This window comes from uncultured Merdimmobilis sp. (assembly GCF_902471145.1).
Classification (GTDB): Bacteria; Bacillota; Clostridia; order Oscillospirales; family Ruminococcaceae; genus Merdimmobilis; species Merdimmobilis hominis.
On sequence record NZ_CABRJC010000001.1, the window covers coordinates 259,845 to 285,540 of the forward strand.

At 55.6% G+C, this 25,696-nt stretch carries 24 protein-coding genes; 18 read left to right on the top strand and 6 right to left on the bottom strand.

Annotated elements, in window-relative coordinates; translation table 11 throughout:
• Positions 1-80: 80 nt before the first annotated feature.
• Positions 81-749 (top strand): redox-sensing transcriptional repressor Rex, encoded by a 669-nt coding sequence (locus RDQ42_RS01210; RefSeq protein WP_054331786.1) that lies wholly within the window; start codon positions 81-83, stop codon positions 747-749.
• Positions 750-800: 51 nt separating this feature from the next.
• Here the strand turns inward: RDQ42_RS01210 and rsmA are convergent, their stop codons facing one another.
• Positions 801-1,676, bottom strand: a complete 876-nt coding sequence (gene rsmA, locus RDQ42_RS01215) for a 16S rRNA (adenine(1518)-N(6)/adenine(1519)-N(6))-dimethyltransferase RsmA (protein ID WP_054331785.1) — start codon at positions 1,674-1,676, stop codon at positions 801-803.
• Between the two features lie 229 nt (positions 1,677-1,905).
• Here rsmA and RDQ42_RS01220 point away from each other — a divergent pair, with 229 nt between their 5' ends.
• From RDQ42_RS01220 to RDQ42_RS01265, 10 genes are all read left to right on the top strand, one after another.
• Entirely contained in the window at positions 1,906-2,397 is a 492-nt protein-coding gene (locus RDQ42_RS01220) for a dCMP deaminase family protein (protein WP_071428014.1), read from the top strand.
• 329 nt (positions 2,398-2,726) lie between these two features.
• The gene (locus RDQ42_RS01225; RefSeq protein ID WP_082398625.1) at positions 2,727-3,434 is read left to right on the top strand and encodes a ClpP family protease; all 708 of its coding nucleotides are present in this window, start codon (positions 2,727-2,729) and stop codon (positions 3,432-3,434) included.
• Positions 3,431-3,658, top strand: coding sequence for a YlzJ-like family protein (locus RDQ42_RS01230; RefSeq protein ID WP_054331783.1), 228 nt, complete (start codon positions 3,431-3,433; stop codon positions 3,656-3,658). Before RDQ42_RS01225 ends, RDQ42_RS01230 begins: the two co-directional genes overlap by 4 nt.
• Before the next feature lie 26 nt (positions 3,659-3,684).
• A complete protein-coding gene (locus RDQ42_RS01235; RefSeq protein ID WP_071428012.1) occupies positions 3,685-4,566 on the top strand; it encodes an undecaprenyl-diphosphate phosphatase in 882 nt (293 codons plus the stop codon).
• A gap of 40 nt (positions 4,567-4,606) precedes the next feature.
• The gene (locus RDQ42_RS01240) at positions 4,607-7,258 is read left to right on the top strand and encodes a DNA translocase FtsK (RefSeq protein WP_231358176.1); all 2,652 of its coding nucleotides are present in this window, start codon (positions 4,607-4,609) and stop codon (positions 7,256-7,258) included.
• A 160-nt stretch (positions 7,259-7,418) separates the two neighbouring features.
• Positions 7,419-8,165, top strand: coding sequence for a TraX family protein (locus RDQ42_RS01245; RefSeq protein ID WP_071428009.1), 747 nt, complete (start codon positions 7,419-7,421; stop codon positions 8,163-8,165).
• A 184-nt stretch (positions 8,166-8,349) separates the two neighbouring features.
• Positions 8,350-10,278 carry a YgiQ family radical SAM protein gene (locus RDQ42_RS01250; protein ID WP_231358175.1) on the top strand — a complete coding sequence of 643 codons (1,929 nt, stop codon included), beginning with the start codon at positions 8,350-8,352 and terminating at the stop codon, positions 10,276-10,278.
• Positions 10,279-10,281: 3 nt separating this feature from the next.
• The gene (locus RDQ42_RS01255; RefSeq protein WP_308588126.1) at positions 10,282-11,328 is read left to right on the top strand and encodes a ComEC/Rec2 family competence protein; all 1,047 of its coding nucleotides are present in this window, start codon (positions 10,282-10,284) and stop codon (positions 11,326-11,328) included.
• Between the two features lie 61 nt (positions 11,329-11,389).
• A complete protein-coding gene (locus RDQ42_RS01260) occupies positions 11,390-11,623 on the top strand; it encodes a DUF3006 domain-containing protein (protein WP_054331777.1) in 234 nt (77 codons plus the stop codon).
• A gap of 322 nt (positions 11,624-11,945) precedes the next feature.
• On the top strand, positions 11,946-12,734 hold the full coding sequence (locus RDQ42_RS01265; RefSeq protein ID WP_161802854.1) for a TIGR02206 family membrane protein: 789 nt from the start codon (positions 11,946-11,948) through the stop codon (positions 12,732-12,734).
• Here RDQ42_RS01265 and RDQ42_RS01270 read toward each other — a convergent pair.
• Positions 12,712-13,377: an HD domain-containing protein gene (locus RDQ42_RS01270; RefSeq protein ID WP_054331775.1), complete on the bottom strand. Its 666-nt coding sequence runs from the start codon at positions 13,375-13,377 to the stop codon at positions 12,712-12,714. The two genes, RDQ42_RS01265 and RDQ42_RS01270, sit on opposite strands and share 23 nt — an antisense overlap.
• A 191-nt stretch (positions 13,378-13,568) precedes the next feature.
• Here RDQ42_RS01270 and galE point away from each other — a divergent pair, with 191 nt between their 5' ends.
• The 3 genes from galE (at position 13,569) to cls (ending at position 16,674) form a co-directional block, all read left to right on the top strand.
• Positions 13,569-14,579, top strand: a complete 1,011-nt coding sequence (galE, locus tag RDQ42_RS01275; RefSeq protein ID WP_054331774.1) for a UDP-glucose 4-epimerase GalE — start codon at positions 13,569-13,571, stop codon at positions 14,577-14,579.
• Positions 14,580-14,655: 76 nt separating this feature from the next.
• Complete coding sequence (locus tag RDQ42_RS01280; RefSeq protein WP_231358173.1) at positions 14,656-15,012, top strand: DUF3788 domain-containing protein; 357 nt, start codon at positions 14,656-14,658, stop codon at positions 15,010-15,012.
• 132 nt (positions 15,013-15,144) lie between these two features.
• Positions 15,145-16,674 carry a cardiolipin synthase gene (gene cls / locus RDQ42_RS01285; protein ID WP_308588128.1) on the top strand — a complete coding sequence of 510 codons (1,530 nt, stop codon included), beginning with the start codon at positions 15,145-15,147 and terminating at the stop codon, positions 16,672-16,674.
• 116 nt (positions 16,675-16,790) lie between these two features.
• On the opposite strand, the gene RDQ42_RS01290 is transcribed toward cls, so the two are convergent.
• The 4 genes from RDQ42_RS01290 to RDQ42_RS01305 are packed head-to-tail and all read right to left on the bottom strand — an operon-like array spanning position 16,791 to position 20,662.
• Positions 16,791-17,042: a hypothetical protein gene (locus tag RDQ42_RS01290; RefSeq protein ID WP_071428004.1), complete on the bottom strand. Its 252-nt coding sequence runs from the start codon at positions 17,040-17,042 to the stop codon at positions 16,791-16,793.
• Positions 17,043-17,077: 35 nt separating this feature from the next.
• Positions 17,078-19,405: a DUF6449 domain-containing protein gene (locus tag RDQ42_RS01295; protein WP_308588130.1), complete on the bottom strand. Its 2,328-nt coding sequence runs from the start codon at positions 19,403-19,405 to the stop codon at positions 17,078-17,080.
• Complete coding sequence (locus RDQ42_RS01300) at positions 19,380-20,282, bottom strand: ABC transporter ATP-binding protein (RefSeq protein ID WP_054331770.1); 903 nt, start codon at positions 20,280-20,282, stop codon at positions 19,380-19,382. The genes RDQ42_RS01295 and RDQ42_RS01300 overlap by 26 nt, the downstream gene beginning before the upstream one ends.
• A complete protein-coding gene (locus tag RDQ42_RS01305) occupies positions 20,279-20,662 on the bottom strand; it encodes a GntR family transcriptional regulator (protein ID WP_369949061.1) in 384 nt (127 codons plus the stop codon). Before RDQ42_RS01305 ends, RDQ42_RS01300 begins: the two co-directional genes overlap by 4 nt.
• Before the next feature lie 318 nt (positions 20,663-20,980).
• Between RDQ42_RS01305 and RDQ42_RS01310 the strand changes: the two genes are divergently transcribed.
• From RDQ42_RS01310 to RDQ42_RS01325, 4 genes are all read left to right on the top strand, one after another.
• Positions 20,981-21,469: a hypothetical protein gene (locus RDQ42_RS01310; RefSeq protein WP_054331768.1), complete on the top strand. Its 489-nt coding sequence runs from the start codon at positions 20,981-20,983 to the stop codon at positions 21,467-21,469.
• Positions 21,470-21,811: 342 nt separating this feature from the next.
• Positions 21,812-23,581 carry a pyruvate kinase gene (pyk, locus tag RDQ42_RS01315; RefSeq protein ID WP_071427998.1) on the top strand — a complete coding sequence of 590 codons (1,770 nt, stop codon included), beginning with the start codon at positions 21,812-21,814 and terminating at the stop codon, positions 23,579-23,581.
• A gap of 12 nt (positions 23,582-23,593) precedes the next feature.
• Positions 23,594-24,436 carry a class B sortase gene (locus RDQ42_RS01320; RefSeq protein ID WP_054331767.1) on the top strand — a complete coding sequence of 281 codons (843 nt, stop codon included), beginning with the start codon at positions 23,594-23,596 and terminating at the stop codon, positions 24,434-24,436.
• Positions 24,437-24,737: 301 nt separating this feature from the next.
• Positions 24,738-25,637 carry a LysR family transcriptional regulator gene (locus RDQ42_RS01325; RefSeq protein WP_308588135.1) on the top strand — a complete coding sequence of 300 codons (900 nt, stop codon included), beginning with the start codon at positions 24,738-24,740 and terminating at the stop codon, positions 25,635-25,637.
• Positions 25,638-25,696 lie beyond the last annotated feature (59 nt).

The following is a 25,696-nucleotide window of genomic DNA, read 5'->3' on the forward strand; positions in this document are numbered from 1 at the left end:
TTTGACTTTTCCACCAAATTCGTTTACACTATTTATGCTACTTTTATTTTGTCCTTTCTGTCTTGTTGGGAGTGATTGCAATGGCAAAAAGTGATACAGTATCCCTCTCGGTAATCAAGCGCCTGCCGCGCTATTACCGGTTCTTGGGGGAACTTTTAAAAAGTGGGGTCAACCGCATCTCTTCCCGGGAGTTGGCACAGATCATGCGGCTGACCGCTTCCCAAATCCGGCAGGATCTCAATTGCTTTGGGGGATTCGGCCAGCAGGGGTATGGGTACAACGTATCCGCCCTCCATGGGGAGATCGGCAACATCCTGGGGTTAAACCTGGGCGTCAAGACCATTTTGATCGGCGCTGGCAACCTGGGCCGCACCATCGCCACCCATATGGATTTTGAAAACAAGGGGTTCGATCTCATCGGCATCTTTGACAAAAACAGCGAGGTCATCGGCCGCCGGGTCCGTGGGCTCCCCATCCGGGATGTCAGCGATCTGACTGCTTTTTGTCAGCAGTACCGCCCGAAGATGGCGGTACTGTGCATCCCAAAGGAAGCGGCACAGGAGATCGCCGACCTTTTGGTTGGCTTGGGCATCCGCGGGTTCTGGAATTTCTCCCACTACGATCTGGCGGTCAACTACGACAGCATTGTGGTGGAGAATGTCCACCTGGGGGACAGCTTGATGACCTTGAGCTACCGAGTCAAAGACCTGGCGGAAAAAGAGGCCGCCAAAGAGGTGGAGCAGAAATAGCCCCTACCTCCCCGCAAAACAAAACCCTCCCCGGATTGGGGAGGGTTTTTTCTATTCCCGGTTGGCCGCCTTTTTCCAATTGCCTACGGCCGTGGAGAGGGCGGCGAACTCCTCCATAGAGAGCTGCTCCGGCCGGGCGGTGAGGGGAACCCCAGCCGCCTCTAAAATTTGATTGACCGCGGCTTTGGGGAGCGACAACGCGCTGGACAGGGAGTTGGAAACTGTCTTGCGGCGCTGGGAAAAAGCCCCCCGCACCACCTGGAAAAACAGCGTTTCATCCGGCACTGAGACTGGCGGTTCCTGGTGGACATCCAGCCGGATGACGGTGGAATCCACATCCGGGGCGGGCAGAAAGGAGCCGCGGGACACCTGGAACAGCACCTTTGGTTCGGAAAAATACCGCACTGCCACCGTGACCGCACCAACCTCCCGGCTCCCCAATGGGGCGCAGATCCGCTGGGCGGCCTCCTTCTGCACCATGACGGTGATCGACCGGATGGGCAGACGCTGCTCCAGCAGGTCCATCAGGATGGGAGAGGTGATGTAGTAGGGAAGATTGGCGCAGACCACCACCTCCATCCCCGGGAACTCCTGGGCGATGAGGGCGGGCAGGTCCACCTTCAGCACATCCTCATTGATGATTTTGATGTTGTTGTATTCCCCCAGGGTCTCATCCAAAATAGGCAGCAGCCGGGAGTCGATCTCAATGCAGAGCACCTTTTCCGCCCTCTGGGCCAGTTCGGCGGTGAGCACGCCGATGCCAGCCCCGATTTCGATGACCCCGACACCGGGGGCCGCTCCCCCCTCCTCTGCCATGCGGGGGCAGACGGTGGGGTTGATGAGGAAGTTCTGCCCCAGGGCCTTGGAAAAGGTGAACCCATGGCGGCCGAGCAGGTCTTTGATGACCGAAATGTTGGATAATTTCAAGGACTTGTCCTCCAAAACCAGTAAAATGATGACTGCCGGGAGGGATAAGGCCTCCCCAACGGCGCTTCTTGCTTCATTGTAACACAAAGTCAAAAAAAAATCATTGCACATAGGCCAGTTTTGCATTAAAATGGGGGAGAACCTAAAAATTTGTCCTTTTGTATCAACTAGGGCACAAAAGGCGCTTCCCACCGCCAACTTGGCGGCATACAAAAAGGAGAATCATCCCATGGAACGCAGAGATAAGTATAATTATTATTTGGATATCGCCCAAACAGTAGCCGCCCGAGGCACCTGCCTGCGCCGCAATTTTGGAGCGATTATTGTGAAAAACGATCAGATCATCTCCACCGGCTATGTAGGAGCTCCCCGGGGCCGGCAGAACTGCTGCGATCTGGGGTACTGCACCCGGGAGAAATTCAACATCCCCCGGGGACAGCGGTATGAGATGTGCCGCTCGGTCCACGCAGAACAGAACGCCATCATCCACGCCTCCCGGGCCGACATGCTGGGCGCCACCCTTTATTTGGTGGGGCTGGAGTGTTCCACCGGCAACTATGTGGTTGGGGCAAACCCCTGTTCCCTGTGCAAGCGGATGATCATCAACGCAGGTATCGCCCAGGTGGTAGTGCGGGATACCCGCGACCAATTCCGAATTATCGACGTCCAGCGGGACTATGTGGAAAAAGATGAATCCCTAGACGAAATCAAGGGTTATTAAACGGCAGGCGGCTTCGGCCGCCTGTTTTTTTGACCTCGTTTTCCCCTGTAAAAATAAGAAAATCGTAAGGGGGCCTTCGTTTGACTTCTGGGGGCAACATGGTATAATTTAAAGTTGAGATGTTGTGCTTTTCACGGTGGAAGAAACGCCAAGAAAGCACATATTCCCCCCGGCGCAAAGCGTATAATAAAACACGCTGCGGAAAGACTACCTATCGAAACACCCGGCCGCCATGGCAGGGATTTTTTGTAAAAGAAACGGAGTGTTTGGATATGGGTCACAGCCATGGGGAATCCCCCTACCGCCGCGGGTCCTCTCCCTCCCCCACCATGTCGGAGGAAGAAGAGGAGCGTTCCCTGGATGAGGAGCGGTCCGACCAGACCGAAGAGATCATCAAAACCGGTTCGGTCACCCCTGCTAAAGGGAAACACGTCATCCACTGCCTGACCATCGTCGGGCAGATTGAGGGGCACTACATCCTGCCGCCCCAAAACAAAACAACCAAATACGAACACGTCATCCCCCAGTTGGTGGCCATCCAGCAGGATCCCACCATTGAAGGGCTGATCATCATTCTCAACACCGTTGGCGGCGACGTGGAAGCCGGCCTGGCCATCGCCGAGCTGATCAGCGGGATGAACAAACCCACCGTCTCCCTGGTGCTGGGCGGCGGACACTCCATCGGCGTGCCGCTGGCCTGCAGCGCTAAGCAGTCCTTTATTGTCCCCTCCGCCACCATGACCATTCACCCGGTGCGGATGAACGGCCTGGTTTTAGGCGTCCCTCAGACCCTCTCCTATTTTGACAAGATGCAGGAGCGGATTGTCCGGTTTGTCACCGAAAATTCCGGTATCAGCTCCCAGCGGTTCCGGGAACTGATGATGACCACCGGCGAACTGATGATGGATGTGGGCACCGTTCTCGACGGCGACGCCGCGGTCCAGGAGGGGCTGATTGACCACCTGGGGGGCCTTGGGGACGCCATCGCCTGCCTTTATGAGCTGATTGAGTCCACCCCGAAGGAGGATGCCCAATGATCATCCATTCGGTGACCCCCACCTGGTATTTAATGGAGCAGCCGGCCGCCCCCACCATGGAGGTGGCGGGGTTTGACGGCGGCTACCTGGAAGGGGTCCGCCAAGGGCGGGATCTGATCATCTCTCGGGTGATCTCTACCGACCCCGCCGTCTACCTCAAACCGGAGTTTGCCCCCGGAAGCACTTACACCTTGCCCCAGTCTGACAACAACCCGTCCTGTTAGGGGCGGGATACATACGGAGGTTCCTCATGAACATCTTGAACGCGCTTTTTCAAGGCATTATCCAGGGTTTGACCGAGTTTTTGCCAGTCTCCAGTTCCGGCCACCTCTCTTTGATCCAGTATTTTACCGGCCAGGGCGGGGAAACGGGGGCCCTCTTCTCCATCCTCCTGCACCTGGGCACCTTGATTGCCGTGTTTTTGGCTTTTCACAAGACCATCTTGCGGCTGATCTACGAGTTTTTCTGCATGGTGGGCGATATCTTTAAAGGGAAGTTCCAACTCTCCCACCTCACCCCTTACCGGCGGATGATCGTCCTCTTGATCATCTCCCTCCTGCCCCTGGCTGTCACTTTTGTTTTTAAAGATTGGCTCCAGGGTTTTTCCAGCGACAACAGCATCCTGGCCGAGGGCATCTGTTTCCTGATCACCGGCGTTTTGCTCACCTTAGCGGACCGGTTCCCCAAGGGCCGCAAAACCCCGAAAACCATGACCTATGGCGACGCCTTGGCCATCGGAGCGGCCCAGGCTATTGCCCCCTTGCCCGGCATCTCCCGCTCTGGCTCCACCATCGCCACCGGGCTGATGATGGGCTTAGACCGCCAATACGCGGTGACCTTCTCCTTCATCATGGGCATGCCCGCCGTTTTGGGCGGCGCCATTTTGGAGATCAAAGACGCGGCGGAGGCCGGCGTCTCCCTGCCCTTTTCTGTGATGGCAGTGGGCATGCTCTCTGCGGCAGTGTTTGGCCTCATCGCCATCAAGATGGTCAATTGGCTGGTGAAAAGCGATAAGTTTAAAATCTTTGCTTACTACACCCTGGCGCTTGGAACCTTGGTGACCGCCGCGGGTATTTATGAAATGTTCACCGACCACGCCCTGCAAAAGATAGTCCTCACCTGGCTCCAATAACCCGTTTTTCCACCCCACGGCAACAGGAGGTTACAAAAGAATGGCTACGACAAAGGGAAAATCATCCTCCCGTAAAAAATCAACCGGTGCAAAAAAGCCCACCGCCAAACAGCTGGAGGCACAGAACCGCGCCCGGCGGCAGATGTGGGCGGTGGTGCTCTTCGCCTTGGGCATTCTCTTCGGCGCACTGGCACTTGTAAAAGGGGACAGCTTCTGGAACACCCTGCACAACCTGTTGTTTGGGCTGTTTGGCTGGGGGGGATTCCTCATCTGCCCCATCCTAATCTACATAGCGGTGATGACTGCCCTGGAAAAGCCCAGCGGCGACATCGGCCACAAACTTTGGCAGACCTTTGTGCTGGTCGCCCTGCTGTGCGGGGCGGTGCAGATCTTCACCCTGGGCATCCCGGAGACCGAAGGGTTTATCGCCACCGCCAAACAGCTCTACTACAGCGGAGAGGCCATGCACGGCGGCGGGCTGGCCGCAGGGCTTGTCGGCGTCCCTCTTCTGCACCTGTTCGGCAAGCTGGGGGCCTCCATCACCATCTGCCTTTTGATCTTTGTGTTTGTCATGGTCATCACCGGCGGCACCCTCATCGACCTTTACCAATCGGCAGCCCAGCCGGTCAAAAAGCTGGAAGAAGCCTATGTGGAGCGGGTCAGCGATGAGCGCCGCCGCCCCAAATTCAACATCGACGTCCCGTTAGACGACGAACCCTTGCCCGCCCATCCGGTCAAATCCCCCAAGGGGAGCATGGATCGCTCTGGCGTGAGCAAAGCCAAGGAAAAGCTGCTGGATTCCATCGCCCCACTCCCCCCTTTGGCAGAGGGGCCGGTTGCGGCGGAGGAACCGGCTTCCCACAAGCTGGACGCCAAGCTGCTCAAGCCCCAGTTCCGCTGTGACCCCGAGCCTGAGACCCAGGACAAGCTCCCCAAGGAAGAATCTAAGGAGCAATCCGCAGAGTCGGAGAACAGCGCTTACCTGGATGACATCATCAGCAAGCTGATCACGGTGGACAAAGACGCTATCCCCCCAAAGGAGGAAGCTGGGCCCGCTGCCGAACCGGCGGAAGGAGGCACCGTCCTGGCCCAGGACCTGCCCTGGGTGGACTCCCCCGATGAGCTGTCCAGCCCGGAGACCGAGCCGGAACAGGAGCCCGGCGATGCCGCCCCGGGGGATCTGCCCTTGGAGGACCAGGAAATCCTCATCAAAGACCCTCAGGTCCCCGTTTACTCCTTCCCGCCGATCACCCTGCTCAACGAAGCCCCACCTGCTAAGAATGACGACGTCACCGAGGAACTAAAGGCCAACGCCCAGCGCTTGGTGGATACCCTACAGAGCTTTGGGGTCCAGACCCGGATCATCGACATCTGCCGGGGCCCGGCAGTCACCCGGTATGAGCTCCAGCCCTCCGCCGGGGTGAAGATCAGCAAGATCACCGGCCTGGCCGACGACATCGCCCTCAACCTGGCGGCGGCCGGCGTCCGCATCGAAGCCCCCATCCCCAACAAACCCGCTGTGGGCATCGAGGTGCCCAACAAGGTAGTCACCACCGTCTCCCTGCGGGAGATCATCGATTCCTCAGAGTTTATGGAGGCCAAGAGCCGGGTCAGCGTGGCTTTGGGCAAGGACATCACCGGCAACATCGCCCTGGCAGACATTGCCAAGATGCCCCATCTGCTCATCGCCGGATCCACCGGTTCGGGCAAATCGGTCTGCATCAACTCCATCATCATGAGCTTGCTCTTTAAGTCCAGCCCGGATGAGGTCAAGTTCCTCATGGTGGACCCTAAAGTGGTAGAACTGGGGGTGTACAACGGCATTCCCCATCTGCTGGTGCCAGTGGTCACCGATCCCCGCAAAGCGGCTGGCGCCCTAGCTTGGGCGGTTACCGAGATGCTCAACCGGTACAAAACCTTTGCCGAAACCGGCGTGCGGGATCTCTCCGGCTACAATTCCCTTTGTGAGGAGCGGGAAGACCTGCACCCCATGCCCCAAATCGTCATCATCATCGACGAGCTGGCCGACCTGATGATGGCGGCCCCCAATGAAGTGGAGGATTCTATCTGCCGCCTGGCCCAGATGGCCCGGGCTGCAGGAATGCATTTGATCATCGCCACCCAGCGGCCCTCGGTGGATGTTATCACCGGCGTCATCAAGGCCAACATCCCCTCCCGGATCGCCTTTGCCGTCTCCAGCCAGGTGGACTCCCGCACCATTTTGGATATGGGGGGTGCCGAAAAGCTGCTGGGCCGGGGTGACATGCTCTTCTCCCCGGTGGGGGCAGCCAAGCCCATCCGCGTCCAGGGCTGCTTTGTCAGCGACAAGGAGATTGAGCGGGTGACCTCCTTCCTCAAAGAGGGAGAGAAGCATGAGTATGACCAAGGCATCATCGAGGAGATCGACAAACAGGCGGTAGCCGAGCCCAAGGGCAAAAACTCCGGGGACGGCGGCGGCTTCAACGACGAGGACGAGATGCTTCCCTTGGCAGTGGAGTGTGTCATCGAGGCGGGACAGGCCTCCACCTCCCTCTTACAGCGCCGCTTGAAGTTGGGCTATGCCCGGGCCGCCCGGCTCATCGACGACATGGAGGTCCGGGGCATTGTGGGCCCCTTTGAGGGCAGCAAGCCCCGGCAAGTGCTGATCAGCAAAGACCGCTGGATCGAAATGAAACTCAACAATCAGCAGTAGCTCCCTTTTGCGGCATCCCAGTGGGGATGCCGCTTTTTATATCCAATTGAATAAAATAGAGAAATATGGTAGAGTAAATAAATTAGAAGCCCTCCTGCAGGCAAATAGATCGGTCTGTTTTGCAAATTTCCACTTAAAATTGGTAAAAAGGAGAAATACTATGGTGCAAACAAAAGCAAAGGGAATCAGTTCATTTTCTCTGCATATTCTGGCAATGGCGCTTATGCTGGGAGACCATCTCTGGGCCACGTTGTTTCCCGCCCAGGAGTGGCTGACCTGTATTGGAAGAATAGCCTTCCCTATTTTTGCATTTATGATCGTGGAAGGTTTTTTCCACACATCCAATGTCCGCAGGTATATAAGCCGGATATTTATCTTTGCCATTGTCTCCGAAATCCCTTTTAACCTAATCTATGGAAGCTCGCTAATCTATCCATTCCATCAGAATGTCCTTTGGACTTTTCTGATTGCGCTGCTGTGCATAACCTTCCTGGGAAAAATAAAAGAAGGGAAAAAATGGTGGGTAACCTGGCCGGTCATTGTGATAACAGCACTTGCTGGCTATCTTCTTGGAACAATTACCATGGTTGACTACTACGGTGCCGGTGTACTGACCGTTTTGACATTTTATATCTTCCACGAAAGAAAATGGTGGTGCTTCCTTGGACAGTTTATGTGCTTGGCTGTATTAAACATCTGGGTTATCGGCGGTTACTTTTATCCTGTAACCCTTGCCGGGTATGAATTCCAAATTGTGCAGCAGGGCTTTGCTCTATTGTCCCTGATTCCAATTTGGCTTTACCACGGCAGGCAGGGATATCATTCCAAATGGTTCCAATACGTTTGCTATGCTTTTTACCCTGCTCATTTATTGCTGTTATATTGGATTTGGCAATGGGCGATATAATCTGACCGCTTTGGTTTTACAGAGCTACCTCCTTTCGTTATTTCGGCGAAAGGAGGTTATTTCTATCTTGTATTAAGAAAAAAGGGAGAAGGTTTTCCCTGTTGCTTTTTTCCCTTGGGGTTTGTTATAATTAAGGGTAAAGAACGAAAATTGGAACATTTGTTTGAAAATAAAGGAGAACAACATGGCTGGATTTTTACCCATCTCCCCGGAGGAGACCCGCGCCCTGGGCTGGGAGCAGGTGGACATTGTCTGCGTCACCGGGGACGCCTATGTGGACCACCCCAGCTTCGGGATGGCCATCGTCTCCCGGGAGCTGGAAGCCCTCGGATATAAAGTGGCGGTGCTCGCCCAGCCCGATTGGAAGTCCGACCGGGATTTCACCAAATTTGGCCGGCCCCGGCTGGGCTTTTTTGTCAACGGCGGCAACATCGATTCCATGGTCAACAACTACACCGCCGCCAAGCGCAAACGCCACGACGACTCCTATTCCCCTGGCAACGTGGCAGGGCGGCGGCCCGACCGCTCCCTTATCACCTACTGCAACAAAATCCGGGAGATCTACCCGGATATCCCCATCGTCATCGGGGGATTGGAGGCATCTTTGCGCCGGTTTGCCCATTACGATTACTGGGATGATGCAGTGCGGCCTTCCATCCTTATCGACTCCAAGGCCGACCTGCTCATCTACGGCATGGGGGAAAAACAGACTGCGGAGATCGCCCGCCGCCTGGCCCTGGGGGAGGACCCCAAAGCCATTCGGGATATCCGGGGGACCTGTTACCTCTGCCAGCAGTTTGAGCTGCCCCAGGACGCGGTGACCTGCGCTTCCTTCCACCGGGTCAGCGTGGACAAGGAGGCCCATGCCCGGGCCTGCCGCCAGCAGCTGGACGAGCATGACCATGTCTACGGCAAGACTGTCGTCCAGAAGCAGGACGAGCGGTACCTGGTCCAAAATCCCCCTATGGAACCGTTGAATCAGGAAGAACTGGACCAGGTGTTCGACCTCCCCTTCCAGCGGATGTACCACCCTATTTATGAAGCCCAGGGAGGGGTCAAAGCCATTGAAGAGGTGGAGTTCTCCATCATGCACAACCGGGGCTGCTTTGGGCACTGCAATTTCTGCTCCATCGCCTTCCACCAGGGGCGGCAGGTGACCTGCCGCAGTGAGGAGTCCATCCTCAAAGAGGCGAAAAGCTTCCTCTCCAACCCCCGATTCAAGGGGTATATCCATGACGTGGGCGGCCCCACCGCCAATTTCCGGCGGCCCTCCTGCGACAAACAGCTGAAGTACGGCCTGTGCAAAAACCGCAAATGCCTGGGCACCAACCCCTGCCCCAACCTGATTGTGGACCACACCGAATACATCGACCTTCTGCAAAAGCTGCGGAAGATCAAGGGGGTAAAAAAGGTGTTTGTCCGCTCCGGGCTGCGGTTTGACTACATCATGAAGGACAAAAATGACGACTTTATGCGGGAGCTGATCGAGCACCACATCAGCGGCCAGCTGAAGGTTGCGCCGGAGCATTGCAGCAACAACGTGCTGGAGATGATGGGCAAGCCCCCTATCCAGGTGTACGAGCGGTTTGTAAAGAAATTCTATAAGATCACCCAAGAGGTGGGCAAAGAGCAGTACTTGGTACCCTATTTGATGAGCTCCCACCCCGGCAGCACCGTCAAGGACGCCCTGGAACTGGCCCTCTTCCTCAAGAAAAACAACATGCGCCCCGAGCAGGTGCAGGACTTCTACCCCACTCCGGGCACCGTCTCCACCTGTATGTTCTTCACCGGCATCAACCCGCTGACCATGGAGCCAGTCTACGTCCCCCGCACCATGGAGGAAAAGCGGTTCCAGCGGGCGCTGCTTCAATACTACAAACCGGAAAACCGGCGGATCATCATCGAAGCCCTGATCAAAATCGGGCGGGAAGATCTCATCGGCACCGGCAAGGACTGCCTGGTCCCCCCGGACCGAGAGTACATCGCCTACCGGCGGGCGAAAAGCGAAACCGCCCCCCGCACAAGGGCTGTTTCCCCTTCCAAAGCAGGTAGGAAGCGGGCCGGGAAAAAACCTGCGGGAAAGCACACATCCAAACGGGTAAAGGATCGATAACAGATGGCAAGACGGAACCGATTTTTCAAAAAGCGGACCATGCGCAAAATTTGGGCGGCCTCCCTGGCGGCGGCCGCCGCCCTGCTGGTCACAGTAAACAGCGAATTTTCTTTGAACCTCCCCATGGTGCCCACCTGGGAGGAGGTTCTGGAGGCAGCGGGCAGCTATGGGATGGAGAACCTCTCCTCCTCATCTTCCCAGCTGCCCCAGGGCGGGGAATCCTCCCCCTCCTCTGATACGCCCCTGCCGGAGCTTTTGGGGGAAACGTTGGAAGTCCATATCATCGACGTGGGCCAGGGGGAGTCCATCCTCATCAAAGGGCCTTCCAAAAACGTGCTCATCGACGCCGGGGAGAACGACAAAGGGGACGAAGTCCTCGCCTACTTAAAATCCCAGGGGGTACAATCCCTGGATATGGCCATTGGCACCCATGCCCACTCCGACCACATCGGCGGGCTGGATACGGTGATAAAAGCCATGCCGGTGAAGCAGGTCATCCTCTCCCCCATCCCGGAGAAGATTGTCCCCACCACCAAAACCTACACCGACCTGCTGGAGGCTGTCTTGGACAAAGGGATGACCGTCACCACTGCCGTCCCCGACACCCAATACAGCTTGGGCGGCGGCGCAGTGCTGACCATTTTGGGCCCGCGGCGGGAATACAATGACCTGAACAACACCTCGGTGGTTTGCCGCCTGACCTATGGGGATGCGGAATTCCTCTTCTCCGGCGATGCAGAGACCGCGTCGGAAAGCACCCTCCTCTCCATGGAGTTAGACCTGTCCGCCGACGTCTACTGTGTCCCACATCACGGCAGTTCCACCTCCAGCAGCAAGCGGTATCTGGACGCAGTGGGCCCCAAAATCGCCACCATCTCGGTGGGCAAAAACAACGACTACGGCCACCCCCACAAGGAGATTGTGGCCCGGCTGAAAAAATACTGCCCCTTTTACCGCACCGACCTGTCTGGCAACATCCAGATGGTCACCGATGGGGAGACCATCAACCTGACCACCGACGCCGGGGAGAGCTACTCGGTGGATGCGTAAGGGGAGCCTGATAAAACATCCCAAGGGAGCGTATTTCCCACACACAAGGAGGGTACTTTTCATGAAACAGGCAGTCATCGACCGTTTTGAAGGGGATGTCGCCGTCTGTGAGGACTGCGAGACCGGGCTAGTCAACCTGAACCTCCCCCGGGATCGGCTTCCCGAGGGGGCCAAAGAGGGAGATTGCCTCAACTTGTTCGCCGACGGGGTGATCACCGTGGACACCGAGCGCACCCGGGTCACCCGCCAGCGGGTGCTGGAGCTGATGCACCGGGCCTTCTCTGACCCCAAATAATCTGGCTGCAACCCCAGCCCCTGGACAAGGCTTGTCCAGGGGCATTTGTTTTGGGATATCTTCTGACTGCCTGCACCAAAGGAGCCGTCTTCTCCCCTTGTGCTCCACGGTTTCCCCTTTCAAATCCCGCCGGAAATATAAAATGGGTTTCCCCAAAAAGAGGAAACCCATTTTTCCCTTTATTCACAGTTCTTCCACAAAAAAGGAACAATCCATTCACGGCGGCATGATACAATCTTCCCTAGCAATGATTGGGGGAAGCCATGGGGATTTTTTCAATTGGGCCCAATCCCCCGCGACCCTATGTGAGAGGATGATTGGTATGAAACAGTTTTTTGCCTTTTGGCCGGACATTCCGCCGGGGGAGGCCTTTCCCTTCTTGGGGATAAAACACCTCATCGGCATGGCCACAGTGGGCCTTTTGATTTATGCTGCCCTATCCCATATGCGGGGCCAGTCCCGGGAGAAAAACGACCGCATCATCAAATTGGCGGCCTTGGCCATCCCGGTGGTGGAATTTGCCCGCATCCTTTGGATGGTAGGTTTAGGGGAGACCAACTGGGTTAAGCTGCTGCCGCTGCACCTGTGCGGCACCCAGGTATTTTTCATCCCCTTGGCGGTCTTTACCGGCTGGGGATGCCTGAAAGAGTTTATCTTTTATACCGGCATCCTAGGCGGTGTGGTGGCCATCCTTTACCCAGTTGGGATTGTAGACACCTACCCCTATTTCCATTTCCAGACCCTGCAAAGCCTGACCCTGCACGGCCTGCTGCTCTTTGTGCCCCTTGCCATGGTTCTGTTCCAGGGGTTCCGGCCCAGCCTGAAAAAGTTCTGGCAGGTGCCGGCAGTGCTGATGGTTCCGGCGTCCCTGGCCTTTTTGGTGGATTTTACCTTTGGGGAGAATTACATGTTCCTCTACTCCGCCCCGCCCGGAACCCCTTTGGTCTGGATTTTTGACGCCTTTGGCCACGGGGCCTACCTGATGGTGATGTTCCTCGGGGTAATGCTGGCCTGCCTTCTCATCTATGGAGTTTTTGTGGCCATGGACCACCGCAGCATGTGGGCCTTTGGGGAGCAGAAAGAGCCGGTTACAATAGGCTCTGACCGTTGATGTTCAGTTTAAAGGTGATGTCCAGGTGTTCCGCCGCCTGGCGGCAGAGGACCATCCGGCTCAGGAAAATTTCAAAGTAATCCATCACTGCGCAGATTTCAGTGTCAATCTCCAAAAGGAGGGTCAGAGTGCGTTTCTCGTGGTCAAAGAGCATCTCCGACCGGACCACCGAGTAGTTTACCCGGTCGTGGATGTCAAAGCTGGAGACATCCCGGTTGCGGACCCGGGAACGGCGCACATCACATTTATCGGCCAGAATGAGGGCCGCGGCCACCGGGTTGACCGGGGCGGCGGTGGCCTCGTCGTGATGGCCGATGGCGGTGACGATGGTGGCGATCTCCTGGGGCGGCATTCCAAGGCCGGTGAGGAGCTGGAAGGCGATCAGCGCGCCGGATTGGGCGTGGTCCACCCGGTTGACCATGTTGCCGATGTCGTGGAGATACCCGGCAATCCGGGCCAGCTCCGCAGTGCGCTCATCGTAGCCCAGCTTTAAAAGCAGGCTGTAAGCCTCATAGGCAGTTTTGGTCACATGGGCAAAAGCGTGCTCAGTATATCCCAGGGCGATTAAAGTCTCATCCGCCCGGACAATATAAGTTTTGATGGTTTCGTTCTGCTGGATGTCCTCCAGTGTAATAGGATTCATACAATACCTCCTTGTCTTCTCCCTCATATCCATTAGTATAGCCGCTTTTGGCGGCGTTTGAAATAGAAACCGGCTATCTTTAACAGGCTGTTCAAATCTTTTGGGGAAAAAATTGACATTATCCCATCCCGCCGGTATACTAAGAACAAAGGTTTCACCCCCTGCTATCCCCCGAGAAAGGAAGGAACATTATGGCCATTCTCATCACCGGCGGCGCCGGTTATATCGGCAGCCACACTGCTGCCCAGCTTCTTGCACAAGGGGAGGAGATCGTCATTCTAGACAACTTCTCCAACTCCAAACCGGAGGTCCTGGACGCCATCCGCACCCTGACCGGCCGGGACTTCCCCTTTTATCAAGCGGATCTGCTGGACGAGGGCCAATTGGAGCAGGTTTTCCAGGAAAACGCCATCCACACGGTGATCCACTTTGCCGGCCTCAAGGCGGTGGGGGAGTCGGTGGCAAAGCCCCTCCTCTACTACCACAACAACCTGACCGGCACCCTGAATCTCTGCCGGGCCATGGAACGCCACGGCTGTTTCTCCCTGGTGTTCTCCTCCTCGGCCACGGTGTATTACCTTGGCTGCAACACCGCCCCTTTCCGGGAGGACTTCCCCTTGGGTTCTACCAACCCCTACGGGATGACCAAGGTGTACATCGAGCAGATTCTCACCGATTTGGCAGCTTCGGACAGCCGCTGGCGGATTGCCCTGATGCGGTATTTCAACCCCATAGGCGCCCACCCCTCCGGGCTGTTGGGGGAGGATCCCAACGGCATCCCCAACAACCTGCTCCCTTATATTGCCAAGGTGGCTTTGGGGGAACTGCCCTGCCTCAAAGTCTACGGGGATGACTACGACACCCCCGACGGCACCGGCATCCGGGATTACATCCACGTCTGCGACCTGGCACAGGGCCATATCTGCGCCCTCGACTACCTGAAGGACAACCCAGGGGCTCACCCCATCAACCTGGGAAGCGGCAAGGGGTACAGCGTCCTGGAGGTGGCCGACGCTTTTGAGCGGGCCAGCGGGGTGAAGATCCCCCGGGTCATCGCCCCCCGGCGGGATGGGGACATCGCCCGCAGTTACGCCGACGCCTCCCTGGCTAAGGAAATTCTCCACTGGGAGGCCCGCCGGGGCATCGACGAAATGTGCCGGGACGCCTGGAATTACACCCTGCTCCATCGGCAGCAAAATTAGAAAGGGGACAACCTATGGGCTGGAAAACCCGGTACCCCATCGACCGGCAGCCCTCTTTGGAGGAGATGCCGCTGCGGTGGCCACTCCCCTATGGGGAAAGTTCCTCATCCACCTGGAAGAGACCTACCGTGTCACCCCCAAGGTGGAATACAGCAAATGCGCCATGGCCCCGGGGTGGAATGTAAAATACAAAAAAAGCGGCAAAGCCCTCTGCACCCTATACCCGGTGGAGGGATCTTTCTCCTGCATGGTGGTCATCGGGGACAAAAAGCAGAACGAGGCGGAACTCCTTCTCCCCTCTTTGGACCCCTATGTCCAACAGCTGTATCAAAACACCAAATCCGGCATGGGCGGCCGCTGGCTGATGGTGGATGTCACCACCCCGGCTATCCTTGCCTCCCTAGAACGGCTGATCGCCCTGCGCCAGTCGTAGGGGCCCCCCTCTGGAGCCAACTTCTGGAGGGGGTTTTTTGTAAATTTTGGCGTTGGCGGGAAGGTCCATAATCCCCTGTGTATAGCATACACTACAAAAGTGTGGGCAGCGCCCAGGAAAGGAGATGACGCGGTGAAAAAGCTCCTGCGTTTTCTGACCAGCCGCGTTGTGCTGGTCACCTTGTTGATCGCCCTCCAGCTCGGACTCCTCTCCTATGTGGTGCTTTACCTCAGCGTTCACGCCCTGCCAGTATATGTGCTGACCCAGTGCATCAGCTTACTGCTGGTGGTATGGGTGGTCTCCCGAGAGGACAATCCCTCATACAAGCTGGCTTGGGTGATCACCATTCTCGCCCTGCCCATTTTTGGCGGGCTGTTCTACCTGATTTTCGGCTCTAAGCGCCTTTCCCGGGCCTTGAAAAAACGGGTGGTGGAGTTTAACTGCACCACCGCCGGGCAGATCCAGGTGGATTCCGGGGTGGCTGGGGAGCTAGAGGAAGTTTCCCCCTCCCTGGGGGTGCAGGCCCGCTACCTGAAAAATGGGTCCGGCTTCCCTGTGTGGAAGAACACCCTGGCGGATTACTACCCTCTAGGGGAAGATTTCTGGCCCGCCCTGCTGCTGGCCCTGCAGTCGGCCCAGCGTTTTATCCTGCTGGAATATTTCATCCTCCAGGAGGGGGAGATGTGGAATTCCGTTCTCAATATCCTGCGGGAAAAAGCCGCCCAAGGGGTGGAAGTCCTCCTTCTCTACGACGATGTGGGGTGCATCCAGACCCTGCCCCCCGGCTATGACCAGACCTTGAAGGAGCTGGGCCTACAGGTCACGGTTTTCAACCCTTACCGCCCCCATCTCAACATGGTGATGAACTACCGGGACCACCGGAAAATCTGCGTGGTGGACGGCAACATCGGCTTCTGCGGCGGTATCAACTTGGCGGATGAATACATCAATGCCTTTGAAAAGCACGGTCATTGGAAAGACACTGCCGTCCGGCTGGAGGGGGATGGGGTGTGGAACCTGACCCTGATGTTCCTGAGCCTGTGGCAGTTCAGCAACCCCCAGGAGCAGCGGGATTTTTCCCAGTATGTGCCCACCCATTCCTGTACCGCCGCGGCCGGCTTTGTCCAACCCTTTGGGGACAGCCCCCTGGACAGCATGAACATCTCCGAGAACGCCTATCTCCAGATGATCAGCCGGGCCAATGACTACGTCTACATCACAACCCCTTATTTGATCCTGGACAACGAAATGTTCACCGCCTTGTCCACCGCGGCCCAAAGCGGCGTTGACGTGCGGATTCTCACCCCCCACATCCCAGACAAATGGTTTGTCCACGAACTGACACGCTCCTATTATCAATCCCTTCTGCGCTGTGGAGTAAAAATTTATGAGTATACCCCCGGGTTTATTCACGCCAAAATGTTTGTCTCGGACGATTGCTGTGCCATCGTGGGCACAGCCAACATGGATTACCGCAGTTTTTACCTCCATTTTGAATGTGGGGTGGCTTTTTTTTATTCGCCGGTGGTGGCAGATGTCCGCCGGGATATAGAAACCACACTGGAAAAGTGCAAAATAGTCACCTATGAAGAGATTCAGATGACTCCTCTTCCCCGCCGGATCTTCCGGGCTATCCTCAAAATTTTTGCCCCGCTGATGTGACGGCGGCCCTCCCAGATGGGCTGGGGAAAGGGATCCCTGCAAAGCAACAACTCCCCCCGGCGGATGCATCCACCGGGGGGAGTTTTCTGTTTTATCGGCTGCAATAAAATGGGGTATTACAGGCTGCAAAACACCTGTGCATACCGGACAAAGAGCAACACCATGGCCGACAGGTCAAACAGCATGCAGACCAAATACCTGCGGTCTACCGCCAGCAGTCCCGCCAGCAGGAGGCACACTTGAGAAACCAGAAACACGGCCAGGCTTCCCCCGAAAAATCCCTGTAGGAAGCTAATAATAGCCACTGTTCCGGCAACGCCCTGGGTGAGGGTGATCACCTTGGGCAATCGGGGGCAGTACAGTTCCATCTTTGACCCTCTTTTCTATCACATCAAACAATTGGTTATTCTTCTTGCACGGCGAGGTCTTCCGACAGCGATTCGGTGGCGACGGCCACCTGGGGATAGGTGGTTTGGCCGTATTCAATCCCCTCAGAGTCGATCTCTGCAAGTTCTTCCCGCACGTCCTCCGGCAGGTCGTCAATCGCAAGGTAACCATAGGCCCCCTGGTTGGAGACGCTGCCGCCGGGGAATTCCATCGCCCCATTGGCGGTCAGATTTTCATTGACCACATAATCCACCCGCACACACCGGTATCCGTTGATGGTGCTGCTGTGCAGCTTGGGAAGGATCTCCCCGATCAGCCCCGGGTCGTCCCGATAGACCACATAGCCTTTTTCCTCTTTCCAGGTCTGGTTGCCGCTGTTGTAGGAATTGAAGTTGTAGTCCCGCACCAGGGAAATGACCTCGCTGTTGTATCCGTCATACATGGGATGGCGGAACACCAGACCGACCACTTCGCCCTCTTGCAGCTCCAGCATCGAGCCATAGCCCTTCTCCTTTAAGAAAGCCACCGTGTTGGTGAAGTCCTCAGTCAAGGTCAGCTGGCCACCCATGAAGAAATTTTCCTCCGGGTATTCGCTCTGCTGGTTCCGGCCCGAGTGGTCCGAAGAATAATACTCATTATGCCGGTTGTCAAACTTATAGTCCATGGAGAGGAAGCCGATGGCCGGTTTGCCATTGACCACCTGGTCGTAGGTGCGGGCCAGCAGATCCTCCTGCATGCAGGTGAACAGCTGGTTCATCTCCTCTTCCGAGAAGGTGAGAGGCACGTTGCCTACCCCACTGGCACCGGTGAGGGTAACCTTCTCCAAATCCTTGTACTGGGTTCGGAAGACTGGGTGGGTTTTGGTGATAAACTCCTGGTTGGCCTCCAGGCGGGCCAGGCACTCCAAGAACCCTTGGCTCTTACTGCTGTAGCTGCGGTTCATCGTGCTGCCGCCGGCCATTTTGTAGGAGATATTCACATAGTTGTAGCCGCGGTAATACCGGCTGTCGTCGGGGACCTCCCCTTTGTACTGCTGGTATTCCTCCACCGAGAGGCGGTGCAGCTGGATCACCAAAGCTTTGGCTTCCTCCCCTTCCAGGGTGACGTCCTGCACATATCTGCCGGTTCCACCCTGCCGCTCATTTTCGCCGTAGGCGCCCCGATAGTCGATGGTGACCGAAGCCACATCCTCCACCTTGGGGACGCGGGTTACATATCCAAAACCACCCTGGTGCATGACAAAGGAGAAGGCGCATAGCAGCACCGCCAAGCCAGCGGCCATGGGCAGGGATTTGAAGATGGCTTTAAAGCTGCGGGAAAGGATGACTTCCGCTGTGAGGTAGACTAAGACTGCGCCTAGAACCACGCCCAGCAGGAACATGCTGAAGTCATCGCCGCCCACCCCAAAGACCCCTTCAAAGATAAAGCCCATCAGCAATGAGGCCAGGTAGGTGGAAGCAATTTTAATAAACACCTTGAGGATACCACCGGTGGAGGTGTTCTCGGCCATCTCGCTCTTGCGGCGGCGGTAGATAACAGCGGCAGCCAATGCCAGGAAGATGCCGATGATGAGCCAGACAAAGGCGGTCACATGCCCCGATGCCAAGGTGGGCATATTGGGGTCCGAGGACAACGGGTAATCCCCCTGGTACAGGTAAAAAAACAGCAGCTGGGGGGAAAGGCCCAAAAGCAGCTTCCAATTGATGCTTTGATCCACATTGAAGCCGTACAGGTGCTCACTCATAAACAACATGGTGACCAGGTACAGGGCCGGCAGGATGACATACATCCCCAAGGTGATGACGATGCTGTCGAACTTGGTGCCAACCTGTGTGAAGACAAAGGCTGCAATGGCCAAGGCGGCAAAGCAGATCACCGCCGCATACAGGAAGTTGATAACCACCTTCCCAACCTCTTGGCCACCGCCAAAGCGAACTGCTTTGAGCAGGATCACAATGGCATAGTTCAGGGCCAGAGGTCCCAAGATCGCAGTAAAGCCTGCGGCGAAGCTGGAGAGGAGCAGTTCCTCCCGCCGGATGGGGAGTGCGTGGTACAGGTCCACCGCCTTTTTGGAATGCATATAGCCAAAAATTTGGGCGGCGACGATCACCGGAACGACACACAGGAAGGGTCCGTAAAACACCATCGAAATGGCGTTGAACACCTCCCCAAGGCCCATGAAGTAGTAGCCATTGTCCCGCAGGACCCCCATCAAGTACTGGAGGGGGAAGAAAACAAATCCCACTGCACCATAGAACAAAATGAAGGATTTCAGGCGCCGCAATGTGTCTTTGTAAAAGCCGAAACTCCTGCTTTTATCAGAAGATAATGTTGTTGTAATCATACCCTACCGCCTCCATTTCATAGATGAATACTTCCTCCAGCGAAAGCGGCATGCTGTCCGCAATGAGGGGGTTGAAGTGATTGATCTTCTCCAAGACCTCCTCCCGGGAGCCCCGGACAATGAGGTTGACGATACTTCCGTTCATTTCAATGGAGAGGATTTCCAGTTTCTCTTTTAAAGTGTCGATGTCCACCATGGGTTTGAACGCCGCCTGTACCTTGCAGAACTCCCCTTTCAGGTCATCCAGCTCCCGCTCCAGTAGGAGTTTTCCCTGGTGCAGGATGCCGATGTGGTCACAGAAGTCCTCCAGTTCCCGCAGGTTGTGGGAGGCGATGAGCACCGACATGCCCCGGGATGCCACTTCGTCGGCGATCAGCTTGCGGACCGCCACCCGGATCACCGGGTCCAAGCCGTCAAACGCCTCATCCAGCAGGAGGTAATCCGGTTGGGCCGCAATGGCCAGGATGATGGCCGCCTGCCGTTTCATCCCTTTGGAGAAGGTGTTGATCTTTTTCTTGTCGCTTATGGGGAAACGTTTGACCAGCTCCTGGTATTTGTCCTGGGACCAGCCGGAGTAAATCCCCTGGTAAAGTGCTGCCATGTCCGCCAAAGTGGACTGGGGCAGAAAAAACATGTCATCCGGCACAAACAGCACCTTATCTTTGACGTGGATATTTTCAAAGACATCCGCCCCCTGGATCTGGAGGCTCCCCTCATCCGGCTGATACACCCCGGCGATGGTCCGCATAAAGGTGGATTTTCCCGAGCCGTTGGTGCCTACCAAACCGTAAATCCAACCGGGTTCAATGGTGGTGGTCAACCCGTTCAGGGCCGGGTAATCTTCAAACTTTTTGACTAGGCTCTTCGCTTCAATCATTGTGTCACACCCTCCTCATACACCGTCCGCACCGTTTCGACGGCTTCTTCCAACGGCGTCCCGCTGTTCATCACATCCCGGGCGGCCAGCTTTAGACGGTCCAAAAACTGGAGCTGAATCTTCCTGCGGGAACGGTCATAGGAGGCGATAAAGCTCCCCTTGCCGGATACCGAATAGATGACCTGGTCTCGCTCCAAATCCTGGTAAGCCTTCTGTACCGTGTTGGGGTTGACCCCTAAGTCCCGGGCAAGGGACCGCACCGAGGGGAGCTGGCTTCCAGGTTCCAGGGCGCCGATGACCACCAATTCGGTTATCTGGGCTTTCAGCTGCTCATAAATCGGGGTTCTGCTCTGCGTGTCAAGCTTAAACAATTGGATCACCTCGCTGTATCAACAAGTGTATTAACCGTATTAGTTTGATTAGTACAGTTACAGCATAACACCCCTATCTAAAAAAGGCAATGGCTTCCAATGATTTTTGGAATATCCCACAAACTGTACTGTGCGTATTAGTACAGTTATACAGCAGATTGTCCCACCGCCACCAAAAGTTCACAAATTATTCTTTGACAGGGCACCAAACTATGCTATACTGGACGTGCTGGAAAACGGTATGGTATTTTCAGTCCGGCTCGCCGGCGGGGCCTGGTTCCAGCTTATAATCTATCTTGATTCGCCGGAGAAAAGGTGGTAATTACAATGAAAAAGATTTTTGCAGTTTTATTGGCCGGTACGGTGATGGCCGCTGTGTTTGCCGGCTGCGGCAACGACGGCGGTAACTCTTCCTCCAGCCAGGGCATCAGTTCTTCCCAGGCTGAGGAAAAGGTCGCTGTGTTTGACGGCGGCGCCACAGGTGAGAAGGTCACCACCATCTTCACCATCGTTGATGAAGAAGGCGTGGCTATGTTCGAAGGCTCCGCTGTGGCGGAAAATGCAGAAGCCCCTACCGTCCGCGACCTGACCAAAGCGGTTGTGGAATACGGGGAAACCGTTCCCTTTGAAACCGATGAGTCCGGCGAGTACATTGGCTTTGGCAACCTCCAGTCGGATGACGCTTATGTCTGGAGCCTCCTGTACAACGGCACTGTCACCACCGAATCCACCGATTCCATCGTGGTCAAAGACGGCGATGTGATCATGTGGAAGCTTCTCCCCATCGAGTTCCGGGAGGATGCCCTCTCCAAATAATGGAAATGGATTTTCCCTATACAGAAAGGACGGCTTCGGCCGCCCTTTTTCTTTGTAGCATTTCCGTTTTCCCCTTCCACTGTTTTCCAAGGTATTTTGCGCAGGGGCTGCAACAAAATTTTACAAATCCACCACTTTTAGAATGAATTCCTGTCCATACTATGGGCGACACCCTTTTTTCAAAAAATGCCCAAGTCCCACCAGTTTTTCACAGTTTTTCTCATCGAAAATGGCGGGAGGCATTGATTTTTACAGCCTGGTGCGCTATAGTTATTATGGTTTGTGTCGCCTTTTTACTGGCGGTCTGCTCAGACGGGCAACCTAAATTTGGAGAGTGAATCTATGCGTAAAACAAAAATAGTGTGTACTTTGGGGCCCGCCACCGATTCGGAAGAGAAGATCAAAGAATTGATGCTGGCTGGAATGGATGTGGCTCGGTTCAATTTTTCCCACGGCACCCATGAGGAGCATCTGGCCCGCTACCAGATGGTCTGCAAATGCCGGGAAGAACTCCGCCTCCCGGTGGGCACTATGCTGGATACCAAAGGGCCGGAAATCCGCCTGCGGGATTTTAAAGACGGCAAAGCCACCTTGGTCCCTGGTTCCCAGTTTGTCCTCTGTGCCGAAGAGATTTTGGGTGACGCCCATCGCGCTGCCATCACCCATAAGGAGCTTTATAAAGACGTTTCCCCCGGCACCCGTATCCTGTTGGATGACGGTTTGATTGAACTGAAAGTGTCTGAGGTCAAAGGGTCTGACATCCTCTGCACCGTCATCAATGGCGGGGAGGTATCCAACCACAAGGGGGTCAATGTCCCCGGCGTGCGGCTTTCCCTCCCCTACGTCAGCGACCGGGACCGGGAGGACATCCTCTTCGGGGTGGAGCAGGGGTTTGATTTCCTGGCCGCATCCTTTGTGCGCAGCGCCAAGGATGTGATGGAAATCCGGAACATCCTGGACAAAGCCGGATGCAGCACCATGAAGATCTGTGCCAAGATCGAAAACGCCGAGGGGATTGAAAACATCGACAGCATCCTCAAAGTGTCGGATAGCCTGATGATCGCCCGGGGCGATCTGGGGGTGGAGATCCCCATGGAGGAAATCCCCATCCTGCAAAAGAAGCTGACCAAAAAGGCTTATCTCGCCGGGAAACCGGTGATCACCGCCACCCAAATGCTGGATTCTATGATCAAGAATCCCCGCCCCACCCGGGCGGAAGCCACCGATGTGGCCAACGCCATCTACGATGGCACCAGCTGTATCATGCTTTCTGGGGAGACTGCCTCTGGCAAATACCCGGTGGAAGCGGTCAAGACTATGGCGGTCATCGCAGAGCGGACCGAACGAGAGATCGACTACCGGGGCATCTTCTACAGCGAGCGGGATAAATACAGCTCCGGGGATGTGACCAATGCCATCAGCCATGCCACCTGTACCACCGCATATGACCTGGGGGCGTCGGCCATCATCACCGTCACCCAGTCGGGCCACACCGCCCGGATGAGCAGCCGGTTCCGTCCAAAAATCCCCATCATCGGGTGCACCCCCTGCAAAAGCACCTATTATCACCTGAGCATGTCTTGGGGCGTTGTGCCGGTGCTGGTGGATTTTAAAGACAACACCGATGACCTGTTCGCCCACGCGGTGGAGCGTTCCAAGGAGGAGGGTCTCATCAGCAACGGCGACTTGGTGATCATCACCGCTGGCGTGCCCATCGGCATCTCCGGAACGACCAACCTTCTCAAAGTCCACGTGGTGGGGGATGTGCTGGTCTCCGGCACCGGTATCAACAAGCTCTCCCAGGTCGGCACCTTATGCGTAGCGCGAAATGAGCAGGAGGCCTTGAATAATTTCAAACAAAATGATATATTGGTAATTCCACAGACCTCCAACAACATTTTAGACCTCCTCAAAAAGGCCTCCGGCATCATCACTGAGACCGGCGGCATCAACTCCCATGCAGCCATTGTTGGGCTGACCCTGGATATTCCCGTCATCGTTGGCGCGGTTGGTGCGACTTCCATTTTGCGCAGCGGAACCGCGGTATGCATCGATGCCGGACGCAATATTGTCAGCAATGTTACCCCCACAGGGGAAAAAACAATAGGATAAAGGAGCATTTCAATGGACAAAAAACCTACTTTGAAGCTGAAATCCCTCGCCTGTGCCTTGTTGGCAGCAGTCATGGTCTTCTCCTTTGCAGGCTGTAAAGACCGCGGTGAGCCTTCCGAGAGCTCTTCTTCGGAAAGTTCCTCTATGGTGGAAGAACCTTCCCAGGATCCCGGTGACCCCAGCGAGCCAGAGAAAGAAACCCTGGATAAAATCGCTGCTGCCCAGGCCCAAAACAGCGATGTTGTTGGCTGGCTGACCATCCCCAACACCACCATCGATGCGGAAGTCCTGCAAAAGGTGGGCGACAATGTGTACTATGAGCGCCGCGACATCACCCAGAAATACAACTGGTATGGCTGCTATTATGCAGACGGCGGCAACACCTTCGGCACCCGCAACGACCTGACCAAGAACACCATCATCTACGGCCACAACATGGAAGACAAAGCCAACGGCCTAAAATTTGCCCAGCTGATGCACTACCTGGATGTGGATTGGGCTTCCAAGAACCCCTACATCTACTTCTCCACCCCCGAGGATGACATGGTCTTCCAGGTGTATGCGGTCTTCTACACCGACACCGGCTTCCAGTACCATCTGGAAAACCCCGACACTGCCACCTTTGACAACATCATCAAAGAGGCCCGGCTGAGAAGCGAGCTGAACTACGATGTAGATGTCAACACCGGCGACAAGATTCTGACCCTTTCCACCTGTACTTACAAATTCGGTGGCCCCAGCAACACCAATCAGCGCTTTGTGGTGCAGGCCCGTCTGTTGAGAGCTGGCGAAGAGATCAAGGACACCGTCAACGTGACCAAGAACCCCAACCCCAAGGCTCCCAACTTCAACTAAACAGCATAAAAAGAGGGCCCCCTCCCGTTGGAGGGGGCCCTCTTTTTATGCTTCGGCTTTTTATCTGCATATCCAGGGGAAGATAGATGAGGGGGGCCTCCTCCGCAATCTTCGGCTTTTTCCCCACGCCTTCAGGGGCCAATCACCTCTGCCAGCGTGGCCCCTGCCAATGGCCATTAATAAAATTTGATTTTCCCCTCTGGAAAAATTATAATAGGAAAAAGAAGACCGCTTTACAAGCAGGCAGCCACTGGGAGATTCCCTCTTCCAGACGATTTGCAGAAAGGAATGATTTTTTTCTATGGATATGAAGACAGCTCATTATTTTATTGCCATTGCCGAGGAGAAAAGCATTTCAAAAGCTGCAAAGCGGCTCTATCTCTCTCAGCCCACATTGAGCAGCTACCTGCGGAAGCTGGAATCCAGTGTGGGAACCCCTCTCTTCTACCGGGACAAGACGTTGTCACTGACCCCGGCGGGGGAAGTTTACCTAAAAGGGGTGCGGAAGATAGTGGCAATCAACAACAAAATGTATCGAGAAATCGAAGACATCTGCGCCAACGAGCGCGCTTTGTTCAGCGTAGGCTTGATGGGTGGGAAATCCCTGCACTTTCTGAGCAAAATCCTCCCCCAGCTGTATAGCCATTACCCAGAGTGCACGGTGAATGTCCTCGAGGGCTCATCCCTGGAAATCCTTGGCATGATGCGGGAAGGAAGGCTGGATTTTTGCATACTTCCCATTGTGGATCAGCAGCCTTCACTGGAATATGCCATGCTCAAACAAGAAGAAATCCTGTTGGCCATCCCCAAAAGCAACCCTCTCTCCACCTTTGAAAGCAGCGCCCCTGGGGAGCTCCCCTCTATCCCCATCCAGCGGCTGGAAGAAGAATTTTTCATTCTGCCAGGCAATACAACTGTCCTGCGGATGCGGCTGGACCGGTATTTCCAGCAGCATCACTTTGTCCCCAAAGTGGCAGCTGAAGCCCCAAATGCCTTCTCCATCCTCAACTTGGCAAATTCCGGCGTTGCAATCGGGTTCTGCCCCCAAGATGACACCTATGGCTCCTCTGGCATCTGTTATGCCTCTCTGGCAGACCCCCTCTTTCAGGAGTTGTACCTGATCCACAAAAAATATGCGTACCTCACCAAACCCATGCGCTTTTTCTCCCAATTGGTGCTAGAAAACAAATCGCTGCTGTAGCCCCATGCAGGAATGAACCCTAAGAGGCCTGCAAAGCTGCGAAATCAACTTTACCAGGA

Bases quoted from the DNA above. Each gene is read 5' to 3' on its own strand.
- RDQ42_RS01320 (WP_054331767.1), top strand. From the start codon at position 23,594: ATGGACAAAAAACCTACTTTGAAGCTGAAATCCCTCGCCTGTGCCTTG.
- RDQ42_RS01270 (WP_054331775.1), bottom strand. From the start codon at position 13,377: ATGAATCCTATTACACTGGAGGACATCCAGCAGAACGAAACCATCAAA.
- galE (WP_054331774.1), top strand. From the start codon at position 13,569: ATGGCCATTCTCATCACCGGCGGCGCCGGTTATATCGGCAGCCACACT.
- RDQ42_RS01240 (WP_231358176.1), top strand. From the start codon at position 4,607: ATGGCTACGACAAAGGGAAAATCATCCTCCCGTAAAAAATCAACCGGT.
- RDQ42_RS01325 (WP_308588135.1), top strand. From the start codon at position 24,738: ATGGATATGAAGACAGCTCATTATTTTATTGCCATTGCCGAGGAGAAA.
- RDQ42_RS01260 (WP_054331777.1), top strand. From the start codon at position 11,390: ATGAAACAGGCAGTCATCGACCGTTTTGAAGGGGATGTCGCCGTCTGT.
- RDQ42_RS01255 (WP_308588126.1), top strand. From the start codon at position 10,282: ATGGCAAGACGGAACCGATTTTTCAAAAAGCGGACCATGCGCAAAATT.
- RDQ42_RS01245 (WP_071428009.1), top strand. From the start codon at position 7,419: ATGGTGCAAACAAAAGCAAAGGGAATCAGTTCATTTTCTCTGCATATT.
- RDQ42_RS01250 (WP_231358175.1), top strand. From the start codon at position 8,350: ATGGCTGGATTTTTACCCATCTCCCCGGAGGAGACCCGCGCCCTGGGC.
- RDQ42_RS01210 (WP_054331786.1), top strand. From the start codon at position 81: ATGGCAAAAAGTGATACAGTATCCCTCTCGGTAATCAAGCGCCTGCCG.
- RDQ42_RS01230 (WP_054331783.1), top strand. From the start codon at position 3,431: ATGATCATCCATTCGGTGACCCCCACCTGGTATTTAATGGAGCAGCCG.
- pyk (WP_071427998.1), top strand. From the start codon at position 21,812: ATGCGTAAAACAAAAATAGTGTGTACTTTGGGGCCCGCCACCGATTCG.
- RDQ42_RS01220 (WP_071428014.1), top strand. From the start codon at position 1,906: ATGGAACGCAGAGATAAGTATAATTATTATTTGGATATCGCCCAAACA.
- RDQ42_RS01235 (WP_071428012.1), top strand. From the start codon at position 3,685: ATGAACATCTTGAACGCGCTTTTTCAAGGCATTATCCAGGGTTTGACC.
- RDQ42_RS01310 (WP_054331768.1), top strand. From the start codon at position 20,981: ATGAAAAAGATTTTTGCAGTTTTATTGGCCGGTACGGTGATGGCCGCT.
- RDQ42_RS01290 (WP_071428004.1), bottom strand. From the start codon at position 17,042: ATGGAACTGTACTGCCCCCGATTGCCCAAGGTGATCACCCTCACCCAG.
- RDQ42_RS01265 (WP_161802854.1), top strand. From the start codon at position 11,946: ATGAAACAGTTTTTTGCCTTTTGGCCGGACATTCCGCCGGGGGAGGCC.
- RDQ42_RS01225 (WP_082398625.1), top strand. From the start codon at position 2,727: ATGTCGGAGGAAGAAGAGGAGCGTTCCCTGGATGAGGAGCGGTCCGAC.
- RDQ42_RS01300 (WP_054331770.1), bottom strand. From the start codon at position 20,282: ATGATTGAAGCGAAGAGCCTAGTCAAAAAGTTTGAAGATTACCCGGCC.
- RDQ42_RS01295 (WP_308588130.1), bottom strand. From the start codon at position 19,405: ATGATTACAACAACATTATCTTCTGATAAAAGCAGGAGTTTCGGCTTT.